The sequence below is a fragment of the Acinetobacter sp. UBA5934 genome (assembly GCF_002430855.1).
Taxonomy (GTDB): Bacteria; Pseudomonadota; Gammaproteobacteria; order Pseudomonadales; family Moraxellaceae; genus Acinetobacter.
In genome coordinates this window covers 8,069-19,817 of record NZ_DJDC01000095.1, presented here as the reverse complement: position 1 = coordinate 19,817, position 11,749 = coordinate 8,069, and the positions used below count along the sequence as shown (strand labels likewise).

Here is an 11,749-nt window from a genome sequence, read left to right as displayed (position 1 = left end):
AGATGTTGCTCCAACATTGTTGAACCTCATGCAAATTCCTGTACCTGCAGAAATGAAAGGTCGTAATTTGATTACTTTAAAATCATAAAAATCTTCTTATAAACAGGTGGTTGGATGGCTTTACAGCGCTGGAAAAAGGTTGTCATTTTAACCACGTTATTCATGTGTGCGAGCCATTCTGCTCTTGCGGCAGCGAAAGCTAAAAGCCAGCCTGTTTTAGATTTTGATGATGAAGCTGAACAGAATTATGCTGAAGTTCCAGTGGAATCGATTCAGCAATTCGTGCAGATTTATAGCATTGTCAAAGAAAATTATGTCGATGCCAAAAATGACGAAGCCTTATTTCAACAGGCGATTAAAGGTCTGGTCAGTGGACTGGACCGTTATTCTCGTTATTTAAGCCCAGAAGAGTATAAGCAGCTCTTGCAATATACCGAAGGCGATATCGCCTCTGTTGACTTTGAACTGGTATATGACCAGCAGTTGCATCAATGGATCATTCAAGGCTTAAAGGATAATGCTGATTCAGCTAAGCAAGGTTTGCGCAATGATGTTAGTGTTTTTAAGATTGATGATCAGGAACTGAAAAAACTCAATCCTGATCAGGTCAATAGTTTATTGAATGGTTCGGTTGGTTCTACTCTAAGCTTGCAACTGGCACCTAATAGTAAACCCCTGATTTTAGTCCGTAATAAAAAAATCGAAACCGATATTCAGGCAACTTTGCTGCATAATCAGGTATTGGTGATTAAAGTCAAAGTTTTCCAGCAAGATACGGCCAATGAAATTAAACGCCTGATTGAAGAGCATCCTTCCTCACGCTTGAAAGCAGTATTGCTGGATTTAAGAAATAACCCGGGTGGTTTGTTATCTGCTGCGGTGGAATCGGCCGACTTATTTTTGAATCAAGGATTGATTGTCTCGACCAAAAGTCGTTCTGAAGGGGATCAGCAGTTTCAGGCCTTACCCAGTTTTGAATTTCAGAATTTAAAGTTGGGCATTTTAATCAATAACCGTTCTGCCTCTGCTGCTGAAGTGTTTACCGCTGCCATGAAAGATCATGGCCGTGCCTGGGTAGTGGGTGAAAAAAGCTATGGAAAAGGGGTGGTGCAAAAACTGTTCCCACTCTCCAATGGGGCAGCTTTGCAGATGACGGTATCGCATTATTACACACCGAAAGGACAGATGATTGAGGGTGTGGGTATTCAACCGGATCAACAATATCTTCTGCAACATGACATGAAAGAAGACAACTATCTAGAACATGTTGCAGAGATTATTTTAAGTCATAAATAAAAACAGCTTATTCCTCGTCGGTATCCAAACCAAATTTCTTCAGACGATAACGCAAGGAACGGAAAGACATACCTAGTTTTTTGGCAGCCAGGGTTCTGTTCCAATGGGTCAGATTCAGGGCATTGAGTAAAATATCTTTTTCAATATTTTCCAGATACAGCTCTAAACCTTCATCGGGTAATTTTTTAGAAGAAACCAGAATGTCGCTGCGCAAGACGTGTTGATCTTCCGCAACTTCTGGCATTGCTGCAGTTGGATAGCGTAAAGGTGCACTTTGTAAGTGTTGCAAGTCGATTCTTTCATCATCGCTTAAGGTAATGGCACGCTCAATAATATTACGCAATTCACGGACATTTCCCGGATAATACTGACTCAGTAAAAAGCTTTTTGCACGATCTGTCAGCTGTTTTTGCGGAATATCCCATTCCTGGCTAATTTTCTGAATAAAGTGATGTGCTAATAAAATAATATCGTCACCACGTTCACGCAGTGGAGGCAGGACCAGATCCATCACATGGATACGGAAGAACAGGTCCTGTCTAAAGCGGCCTTGCTGCACCAGTGCTTCCAGGTCTTGATGGCTGGCACTAATCACGCGAAAATCGACGTCAATTTCACAGTCTGAACCGACTGGACGAATCCGTTTTTCCTGTACAGCACGCAGCAGTTTAACCTGCATGTTTAAAGGTAGTTCGGCGATTTCATCTAGAAACAGACTGCCGCCGTGCGCAGATTGAATCAGACCCTGTTTGTCTTGAGTCGCACCGGTAAAACTACCTTTTTTATGTCCAAACAGTTCGCTTTCCATCAATTCAGTCGGAATAGCTCCGCAGTTAATCGCAATAAAAGGCCCTTCATTACGGTTACTGAGGCGATGTACCAGATTGGCAATCACTTCTTTTCCGGTCCCGGATTCGCCAGTAATAAATACCGGTGCCTGCGAGCGGGCAATTTTATTTAAGGTTACTCTTAACTGTTGAATCGGCAGTGATTGGCCGATTAATAATTTTTGTTCCAGACTATCTTCTTTGGTCTGCAAATGCTCAAACGGTTTGTTAAAGGCTTTTTGCAGCAGCTGTTCCAGATGCTTTTGGTTCACGGGTTTGCTGACAAAATCAAATGCACCGGCTTTGAGTGCCGCAATGGCAATTTCCATATTGCCATATGCCGTCAGTACCGCCACCGGTATGGATGGAAAGTGCTGGCTAATCCATTCCACCAGTTGCAGTCCATTACCGTCCGGTAAATTTAAATCGGTTAAACAGGCATCATACCGGTATTCAGACAAGAATTTTTTGGCTTGTTCAAGACGATGTGCAATATGGGTTTTGATCCCGATACGCGCTAAAGACATTTGCATGAGGGTACACAAATCTTCTTCATCATCTACTAACAATACAAGTGGTTGTTGTTCCAAAGTACACCCCGGCAATTTTAATTTATAATGCAACTCGCAGGCATTCTATTTGAAAGCATGCCCCTTGTTCTTGTTCTACATAGTTGAGTTTTGCCTGATTGGCTTCGCAAAAACTATGTGATAAGTATAATCCTAAACCAGTTCCTGTGATTTCGGTACTAAAAAAAGGTTGAAATAAAGAGGTTAAATCTTTTGATGCAACCCCAGCGCCAAAATCACGGACTTCAATGCGGACATTGGGTTCATGTAAATAGGCATTCAATTCAATATGTGAATGCTCAGGTGAATTATGTCGAATAGCATTGCGAATCAGGTTAATCAAAACTTGACGCAGTTGTGCCTCGTCAAAACGAATAAAAATTTTGCTTTGAACGGTATATTTAATCTGGGTGGCAATATCAGCCAAATCTTCCTGAATGAGGAGCGGAATAAACTGTTTCAGCTCAATCGTGGAGGGATGGGTTTCTTTATTCCGCACCATATTCAGCGTGTCTTGGATAATACGATCAATACGCTGGGTCTGTTTTGAAATCATCTGGCTCAATGCCGCTTGTTGATGTGGATCACTATCCCGCAAAAGTTCATTGGCTTGGACAATGGCCGCTAAAGGATTGCGAATTTCGTGGGCAATGCTGGCAGACAATTGTCCAAGTGCCGCAAGTTTTAATTGTTGGACGCGTTGATTAAGCTTGGTGGCATCCTGTAGTACCAATAGGGTCAGGGTTTGATGCGGGACCATCAGTTTTTGCACTTCTATATGCATATGATAATGGCTGAGCTGCGACTCAAACTGAAATTTTTCTCCGTCCTGCAATTGATCAAATTTAAGTAATTCAAATAAATCGGGCTGTGCCTTGTATAAGGGATATTTGTCATAGGCATAGAGTGGAGGAATGCCTAAAAGTAGGCAGGCAGCGGGGTTGCTCAGCACAATATGGCAGTTCTCATCTAAAACCAAATAACCGAGTTCTATCTGTTCCAGAATATAGCGGTTCAGGTTTTGTAGCCGGTTTAATTCCAGGGATTGAGAAAAGTTTAAATTTTCAAGCAATTGGAAACGGCGTACTGCAACTTGACCACTGCCATAGACCACTAAAAACAGAAAGGCCAATATCGCACTATTGCCAATGTTATTTAGTGAAGAAAAATCAAAAATACTGCCTAAAAAAAGCTGATAAATCACGCTGATCACAGCAATTAAGGTAATAATCAAAGCCTTTTTGGCAGTCAGTAATAATGAGGCTGCAAAAATGGTAATTACAAACAGCAAACTTAATTGCAGATTAGGACCATCTACCGCCAAGGTGAGCAAGCTTAAAGCAATGACATCAATGACAAATAATAGCGGAAGTTGCCGGGAAATTTTAAAGCGTATACTTTTCAGCGTAATTAACTGAACACAGCTTGCTAACACATAGCCAATCAGGACATAAAAATAAAGCTGCGGATAGTGATACTCGGTATTTAAGCGCTGATTGGTTAATAAGAAAATCAGTAAAAGACTAGTCGCAATAATGAATCTGTAAGTGCTATACCAAAGGCCTAAACGATATTGGTTAAACTGAAAAATATTGGTATTTTGCGTCATGCATGTCTTCTAGCAAGCCAAAGGGTATTAAGGTTTAATCAGTCCATAGCGAATGGCCAGATGAGTCAATTTGACATCACTATCCAGATTCAGCTTTTCGAAGATGCGGTAACGGTAAGTGTTGACCGTTTTAACGCTAACAAAAAGTTTATCGGCAATTTCCTGGGCACTAATACAATTCACCACCATCATCGCGACCTGCATTTCACGTTCCGATAAGGCATCGAAAGGAGATTGTTGGGTGTCTGAAAGATATGAACTGGCCAGTTGTTCAGCAATATCGGCACTGAAATATTTTCCACCTTGCATCACCTTGTTGATGGCACGGACCATTTCGGTCACAGGCGCACCTTTGGTGATATAGCCTTTGGCCCCGGCTTTCAGTAATAAAGAAGGATATGGTTCTTCAGCCAGGCCACTGACGGCCAGTACTTTGGTTTCAGGAGCAGTCTGTAGCAGACGTCGGGTGGTTTCTACCCCGCCAATGCCTGGCATGTTGACATCAAGCAAGACCACATTAGGGTGATGATGACGGACTAAGTTAATTGCTTCTTCACCAGATTCAGCCTGACCAATCACTTGAACATCCGCATGATCTTCGAGCATACGACAAATTCCGGTACGTACTAATTCATGGTCATCTACCACTAAAACTGTGATCACCTAGTTCTCCCTCATATCAAAAAAATGCATTTTTTTTGTTACATAAAGCAAAATAAGCTTGCAATGAAATGACAAAATTAGCAATCCTATTCTCTATCTTTCCATTAAATGTTATACACAATGTTGTGAGTAACAAAAAGTGTTCATATTTGTGTTTAAATGTAAGCATTTTTGAGGGAATATACAAATGTATATTGTCTCCTTGAGTTGAGTAAATCACCGTGAAACAATCGAAAAAATCTTTAATCCATGTGCTAGGCATGTCGATTCTGTTAAGCATGAGTTCAACCAGTTTTGCAGAGCTGGTCATGGATGCTTCTAAAGGGCCCGGACAAGCTGCATTGAACTGGTCGTCTGAGGATGCTAATCAGTTATTAAACGGTGATGCTTCAGCTGAAGAAGTTTCTCCACAAGGTTCAACAAAAATAACCACTTCTGTACGTAGCTCAAATGCGGTGGTTGCTCATTCTGCACCTCAAAATGTACAGATTTTAAATAATTCAAACTATAGCAATCAACCTTCTGTAAATGCCCGTGCTGCTTTGGTAATGGATGCTCAAACAGGTGAGGTTTTATATAGTAAAAATAGTAATACCGCCTTTCCAATTGCATCCCTGACTAAACTGATGACTGCGGTTGTCATTGCTGATGCCCGTTTAAACATGTCAGAAAAAATTACCTTACAACAGGCCGATTTTTCTTGTTCAGGCTGTAAGAGTTCAAGCTCAACCTTACGTGCTGGTGACAGCATGAATCGTGCTGAAGCACTTTTATTTGCATTGATGAAGTCTGAGAATCCTGCTGCGTCTGCATTGGCGCGTACTTTCCCGGGTGGCCGTGCAGCCTTTATTTCTGCAATGAATGCGAAAGCTAAATCTCTCGGTATGCATTCAACACATTATCTGGAGTCAACAGGTTTGCATCCTGGAAATGTGTCTTCTGCACGTGATTTGGGTATTTTAGTCAATAAAGCATCTCAATATAGTTTGATTCGCCAATTCTCAACCACACCAAGTTATGATTTTAATCTGGGTTATCGAGTTTTGAAATCTAACAACACCAATGCCCTAGTGCGTAATGGTGGCTGGAATATCAATATTTCAAAAACCGGTTATATCAATGAAGCAGGACGTTGCGTAGCAATGCATACGACCTTAAATAATCGTCCAGCGGTGGTAGTGTTGCTGGGCGCAGATACATCTGCCGCACGTACCAATGATGCAACCCGTTTAATGACTTGGGCAAGTCAGTTACCAAAACGTATTTAATGTTTAACTTTGCGAAGGATTCAAATTTACTCAACGTTTGAATACTTCCAAATAAAAAAGCCCTGCAATTGCAGGGCTTTTTTATTTCCATCTAAAGATGAAATAAATTACATATTCGAAAGAATAGAGTCTTTGACTTGATCCATAGTGGCGTCGATAGACAACATGACAGCATCTTGGCATTGCTTGATGGCTGTGTCAGGGTCTTTCAGACCGTTACCTGTTACGGTACATACGATCACAGAACCTTCAGCAATTTTACCTGCTTTAATGTCACGAATTGCGCCACCGATAGACGCTGCAGAAGCAGGTTCTACGAATACACCTTCGTACATAGAAAGTAGGCGCTGCGCTTCCAGGATTTCGCTATCCTGAAGTTCGTCGAACCAACCTTTAGAATCACGAACTACAGCTTTTGCATGGTTCCAGCTTTGTGGATTACCAATACGGATGGCAGTTGCAACTGTTTCAGGGCTTTCAACCGGTGCACCACGCAGGAACGGTGCAGCACCAGATGCCTGGTAACCGACCATCGTTGGCAAGCCTTCAGGTTTAGGACCAGTGAATTGATCTGTTGCAGCATCATAAATCACTTGCTCAAACTCATCTTTTGATTGGTTTGCAACAGCTTCGGTATAACCCATCCAGTGTGCAGTGATGTTCCCTGCGTTACCCACTGGTAAGCAGTGATAATCAGGTGCGAAACCTAAAGCTTCAACAATTTCATAAGCAATAGTCTTTTGACCTTGCAAACGGTAAGGGTTGATCGAGTTCACGATGGTCACCGGTGCTTGGTCAGCAACTTCTTTCACCAGACGCATACCATCATCGAAGTTACCGCGGATTTGCATGGTTACAGCACCATACATCATCGCTTGCGCCATTTTACCCATGGCAATTTTGCCTTCAGGGATGATTACGAACGCTTTGATCCCCGCACGGGCAGCATATGCAGCTGCAGCAGCAGAAGTGTTACCAGTAGACGCACAGATAATGGCTTTAGAGCCTTCTTCAACTGCTTTTGTCACTGCCATGGTCATACCACGGTCTTTAAATGAACCAGTCGGGTTTAAGCCCTCGTACTTCACATAAATTTCAACATTTTTGCCAATAATGCGTGGAATGTTCTCAAGCTTGATCAGTGGCGTATTACCTTCGCCTAAAGAGATTGCACGAGTAGTTGCAGACACTGGTAAACGGTCGCGATAGCGGTCAACTAAACCAGTATAACGATTGGCATTAGACATGATGATGTTCCAATTGTGTGTAGAGCTTGGCGAGAGGAACGGAAATATTCCCCTCGACCCGATTAATTATCAAGCGATTCTAAACGAATTCGTACAATTTCGCCATGAATGAAGGGCAATGCTTGAATTTGTTGCAACGCTTCATCCATTTTTGATTCAACGATAGGATCAGTTAAAATCACGATCGGAATCAGGTCTTTTAAACGTGACTGCTGCATGATGGCATCAATACTGATGCCGGCACGACTTAAAATCGTGGTGACATCGGCAAGTACGCCCATTTGATCTTCGGCATTAATACGGATGTAGTAGCCTGTGGTCATTTGTTCACGCGTTAAAATTGGTAAATCCGTGAGGGCTTCAAAAGCCAATTGTGGAATGGTTCCGGCGCCATCTTCGGTATAAATAATATCACGGACAATATCGACTACATCCGCGACTACCGCAGAAGCGGTTGGACCTGCGCCTGCGCCAGCACCGTAATAAAGGGTTGGACCAACAGCATTGGCTTGTACCAGAACCGCATTTTTCACGCCATTAACATTGGCAATCAGCTGGTCATCTGGAATTAAAGTCGGATGCACACGTAATTCAATGCCGGCATCGGTACGGCGCGCAATACCCAAGTGTTTGATACGGAAGCCCAAGTCTTCTGCATATTTCACATCTTGTGCAGTAACCTTGCCAATGCCTTCTGTAAAGACTTTATCAAACTGTAGCGGAATACCAAATGCACATGACGCCAGAATGGTCAGTTTATGTGCAGCATCAATGCCTTCGACGTCAAAAGTCGGATCGGCTTCGGCATAACCGAGTTCTTGTGCTTCTTTCAGCACGTCTTCAAAAGCACGGCCTTTTTCACGCATTTCACTTAAAATGAAGTTGCCGGTCCCGTTAATAATACCGGCCAACCAGTCAATTTTATTGGCCGCCAAACCTTCACGAATGACTTTAATAATTGGAATACCGCCGGCAACTGCTGCTTCATAGGCAATTTGCACGGCATTGTCTTCAGCCGCTTTAAACAGTTCATTACCGTGTTCAGCCAAGAGTGCCTTGTTGGCAGTCACAATATGTTTGCCATGTTTCATGGCTTCCATGATGACTTCATAGGCTGGATGAATTCCGCCCATCACTTCAACCACAACGTCAACATCAGGTTGACGTACAATTTCCAGAAGATCAGCACTTTGTTTGATTGATTCTGGAAGATCCAAATCAGGACGCGGACGACGTGTACCCACATGGGTAATTTCAATTTCTCGACCGGTGCGACGTCTAATCTCAGCAGCGTTTTCTTTTAAAAGTTTAAGGGCACCACCACCCACAGTACCAAGACCGAGGATTGCCAGACGAACTGGTTTCACGTCACACTCCAATATCTAATCAATTTTAAGCGAACCTAGATCATAGCTAAAAAAAGCATGAGACTCTAGGAAAGAAATAACTTTATCTGCAACTATAAAAAACAGTAATTTAACGAATAAAAATTAGTTATTTAAACGTTCTACCAATTCTTCAGGCGATAGATATCCACCGAGGTAAACCCCTTCGCTATTATAAATTGCCGGAGTTCCGTTGACGCCCATATTCAGACCCAACTGATATTGATCTCTGACCGGATTTTTACAGGTTGCAGGAGCAAGCGGTGCACCGGCAATGGCCTGATCAAAAGCCGCTTGACGGTCTTCACTACACCAGACGCTTTCCATGGCCGGCATGAACTGTTCACCACGTGGCCATGCGATATAGCGTACTTCAATGCCTTTAGCATTGATTTCATTCATATGTTCATGAAGTTTGTGGCAATACGGACAGCTGGCATCGGTAAAGACATAAACCACATGTTTGGTCTTTCCTTTGGCTTTATACACCAGAAGATCTTCAGTTTTTAAGTTGGCCAGCAGCTTTTTATTGGCTTCAGATTGCAGGCTTTCACTGACATTGTGAATTTTACTGTCGCCTAAACGCAGCACATCACCCTGAATAATGTATTTGCCGTCGGCAGTAGCATAAACCGATGACATGCCTTCTAAGTTGACCCAATACAGATTCGGTACTTCAGTGGCTTTAATATCTAAAACTTTGGCATTGATATTGGCTTTTTTAAAGTGCTGTTGCAAGGTGTTAATCAGGCGCTGCTGTGCATTGCGTTCGGAAAGATTCGATGCCTGTCCGGTTGCAGGTGCGCTAGCGGTTAAAGTGCTTTGCTTTTTTTCATCGTTATTTGAGTTGGAACAAGCAGTGATGACCAAGCTGCTGGCCAAGGTACAGGCAATAAAAATTTTTGAGCGGGTAAATGACATAAATAACCCTTTCTTTTAGCTATAGATAAAAATTGGTGACTTAGCATAACAAAAAAAAATGCCTGCGATAAAACTTCTTGGTCTGATATTTAGCGCCATTAAGCGCGTGGATGATAAGTCGCATGCAGTTGTTGCATTCGCACTTGAGCCACGTGGGTATAAATTTGTGTGGTCGATAAATCGCTATGTCCGAGCAGCATCTGAACTACACGTAAGTCGGCGCCATGATTGAGTAAATGGGTGGCAAAGGCATGACGCAGGGTATGCGGTGAAAGTTCGGCCTGAATCCCCGCTTGTAGCGCATAACGCTTAATGGCATACCAGAAATTTTGCCGGCTCATGATGCCGCCATGCTGGGTTAAAAAAACATAGTCGGTGGCAGATTTATACAGGCTAGCACGTGCTTCATTCAGATATTTTTCAATCCATTCACACGCCACCTGTCCCAAAGGCACCAGACGTTCCTTATTGCCTTTACCGACAATACGTAAATAGCCCTGTTTTAAATTAATCAACTCAAGGCGCAAATTAAGGAGTTCAGTTACCCGTAGCCCACAGGCATACAGGACTTCAAACATCGCCCGGTCGCGTAAGCCCAAGGCGGTATTGATATCGGGTGCGTTAATGAGGGCTTCAACATCAGCTTCAGATAAATCTTTAGGCAAGGCCCGACCAATTTTAGGGGTTTTATGTGTTGCAACCGGATTGTCGCTACGTAATTTTTGCTCACGCAAGAACTTATAAAAAGAACGCAGGGCAGAAAGTGAGCGCGCAATGGAACGCGGGCTTTTGCCTTGTTTGGTTAAGGCCAGTAAAACGTCTGATATATCATCGCTGGACCACTCTGGCATTGCGTGGGAACTGCATTCACTACATTGAACCAAATCAGACAGATAGGCATTGCGGGTATGCGGACTGACGGTTTGTGCAATTAAATAATCTCGGAAACCCTGTAAAAAACTTAAATGTTCAGGAATGCTCACAGGAGCAGGGATACGAGGTTTTTTATTAAGCATGTCACTTCTACATTGAATGAAAAATCCAAGTTTTTCTTGGCTGGGATCAATTTAGAACAATTCTGTAGGAATGTCGATGTAACAGCACAAGATGAGAATTGGAATAAACCTTACTTGGTAATTATTCTCATTTGTTTGTATACTGTAGCAAATATTTTAGGATTAGATGCGGTGCGATTATCTGATTTGAAAGTGAAACAAGCGGCCATCATTCGCAAAGTAAATCGTACTTTGAATGATGATACAGCTCAGACTGATCTGGTGGCGAGTCGTTTGGAAACTTTGGGCTTTGTACCGGGGACAAAGGTTCAGGTCATTACCAAAGGTATTTTTGGTGGAGACCCGATTTTAATTCAAGTTGGGTTTACCCGTTTCGCACTGCGTAAAGTTGAAGCTGAAAAAATTGAAATTAATCTTGAGGGAGCACCTGCATGAGTGATGCGTTGCGTATTGCCCTGGTAGGTAACCCAAACTGTGGTAAAACATCATTATTTAACCATCTCACCGGTACACGTCAGAAAGTCGCCAACTATGCCGGTGTCACGGTTGAACGTAAGGTAGGGCAGTTCACCTTGCCGTCGGCTAAACCGGTTCGTGTATTAGATTTACCCGGCACTTATAGTTTAGATGCCACCAGTCCGGATGAAGCGATTACCCGTGATGTGGTGCAGGGTAAAATTGCCGAAGAAGGCCAGCAAGATGCGTTCTTGTGTGTGGTTGATGCCACCAACCTGAAACTGCATCTTGGTCTGGTTCTGGAAATGATCGAGCTGGGCCGTCCAATTCTGCTTGTGCTGAATATGATGGATGAAGCGCGTCGCCGTGGCATGCAAATCAACACGCAAAAGTTGGCGGAGCGTTTGGGTATTCCTGTGGTGGAAACCGTGGCGGTGCGTAATTCAGGCATTGAAAACCTGATGAATGCGCTAGATCAAGGTAAATACTCAA

Annotated in this window: 11 protein-coding genes; 4 read left to right on the top strand and 7 right to left on the bottom strand. The window is 42.9% G+C overall.

Going from position 1 to position 11,749, the window contains the following annotated elements; all coding sequences use genetic code 11:
* Nucleotides 1–114: 114 nt before the first annotated feature.
* A complete protein-coding gene (locus tag B2Y23_RS06865) occupies nt 115–1,296 on the top strand; it encodes a S41 family peptidase (RefSeq protein WP_291369849.1) in 1,182 nt (393 codons plus the stop codon).
* A gap of 7 nt (nt 1,297–1,303) precedes the next feature.
* Here B2Y23_RS06865 and B2Y23_RS06860 read toward each other — a convergent pair whose 3' ends face one another.
* The 3 genes from B2Y23_RS06860 to gacA form a co-directional block, all read right to left on the bottom strand.
* Nucleotides 1,304–2,656 carry a sigma-54-dependent transcriptional regulator gene (locus tag B2Y23_RS06860; protein WP_409449799.1) on the bottom strand — a complete coding sequence of 451 codons (1,353 nt, stop codon included), beginning with the start codon at nt 2,654–2,656 and terminating at the stop codon, nt 1,304–1,306.
* Between the two features lie 79 nt (nt 2,657–2,735).
* Nucleotides 2,736–4,301 carry a sensor histidine kinase gene (locus B2Y23_RS06855; protein ID WP_291369845.1) on the bottom strand — a complete coding sequence of 522 codons (1,566 nt, stop codon included), beginning with the start codon at nt 4,299–4,301 and terminating at the stop codon, nt 2,736–2,738.
* A 27-nt stretch (nt 4,302–4,328) separates the two neighbouring features.
* The gene (gene gacA / locus B2Y23_RS06850; RefSeq protein WP_086174145.1) at nt 4,329–4,964 is read right to left on the bottom strand and encodes a response regulator transcription factor GacA; all 636 of its coding nucleotides are present in this window, start codon (nt 4,962–4,964) and stop codon (nt 4,329–4,331) included.
* Nucleotides 4,965–5,185: 221 nt separating this feature from the next.
* Here gacA and B2Y23_RS06845 point away from each other — a divergent pair, with 221 nt between their 5' ends.
* The gene (locus B2Y23_RS06845; RefSeq protein WP_291369829.1) at nt 5,186–6,232 is read left to right on the top strand and encodes a D-alanyl-D-alanine carboxypeptidase family protein; all 1,047 of its coding nucleotides are present in this window, start codon (nt 5,186–5,188) and stop codon (nt 6,230–6,232) included.
* A gap of 107 nt (nt 6,233–6,339) precedes the next feature.
* On the opposite strand, the gene thrC is transcribed toward B2Y23_RS06845, so the two are convergent.
* The 4 genes from thrC to xerD all read right to left on the bottom strand — a co-directional run bounded on the left by thrC (nt 6,340) and on the right by xerD (nt 10,801).
* On the bottom strand, nt 6,340–7,479 hold the full coding sequence (gene thrC, locus B2Y23_RS06840) for a threonine synthase (protein ID WP_291369827.1): 1,140 nt from the start codon (nt 7,477–7,479) through the stop codon (nt 6,340–6,342).
* A gap of 62 nt (nt 7,480–7,541) precedes the next feature.
* Entirely contained in the window at nt 7,542–8,846 is a 1,305-nt protein-coding gene (locus tag B2Y23_RS06835) for a homoserine dehydrogenase (protein ID WP_291355798.1), read from the bottom strand.
* 123 nt (nt 8,847–8,969) lie between these two features.
* Entirely contained in the window at nt 8,970–9,785 is an 816-nt protein-coding gene (locus B2Y23_RS06830) for a DsbC family protein (protein ID WP_291369825.1), read from the bottom strand.
* Between the two features lie 98 nt (nt 9,786–9,883).
* Nucleotides 9,884–10,801 carry a site-specific tyrosine recombinase XerD gene (gene xerD, locus B2Y23_RS06825; RefSeq protein ID WP_291369823.1) on the bottom strand — a complete coding sequence of 306 codons (918 nt, stop codon included), beginning with the start codon at nt 10,799–10,801 and terminating at the stop codon, nt 9,884–9,886.
* A 171-nt stretch (nt 10,802–10,972) separates the two neighbouring features.
* Here xerD and B2Y23_RS06820 point away from each other — a divergent pair, with 171 nt between their 5' ends.
* Complete coding sequence (locus tag B2Y23_RS06820) at nt 10,973–11,236, top strand: FeoA family protein (protein ID WP_291369851.1); 264 nt, start codon at nt 10,973–10,975, stop codon at nt 11,234–11,236.
* Nucleotides 11,233–11,749: FeoB small GTPase domain-containing protein (locus B2Y23_RS06815; RefSeq protein WP_291369820.1), on the top strand; the 517-nt coding region annotated here is incomplete at its 3' end. The genes B2Y23_RS06820 and B2Y23_RS06815, both read left to right, overlap by 4 nt.

What these genes read in the sequence shown, in the direction of transcription:
- B2Y23_RS06865 (WP_291369849.1), top strand. Translation starts at nt 115, where the DNA reads ATGGCTTTACAGCGCTGGAAAAAGGTTGTCATTTTAACCACGTTATTC.
- B2Y23_RS06860 (WP_409449799.1), bottom strand. Translation starts at nt 2,656, where the DNA reads ATGCAAATGTCTTTAGCGCGTATCGGGATCAAAACCCATATTGCACAT.
- B2Y23_RS06855 (WP_291369845.1), bottom strand. Translation starts at nt 4,301, where the DNA reads ATGACGCAAAATACCAATATTTTTCAGTTTAACCAATATCGTTTAGGC.
- thrC (WP_291369827.1), bottom strand. Translation starts at nt 7,479, where the DNA reads ATGTCTAATGCCAATCGTTATACTGGTTTAGTTGACCGCTATCGCGAC.
- B2Y23_RS06830 (WP_291369825.1), bottom strand. Translation starts at nt 9,785, where the DNA reads ATGTCATTTACCCGCTCAAAAATTTTTATTGCCTGTACCTTGGCCAGC.
- xerD (WP_291369823.1), bottom strand. Translation starts at nt 10,801, where the DNA reads ATGCTTAATAAAAAACCTCGTATCCCTGCTCCTGTGAGCATTCCTGAA.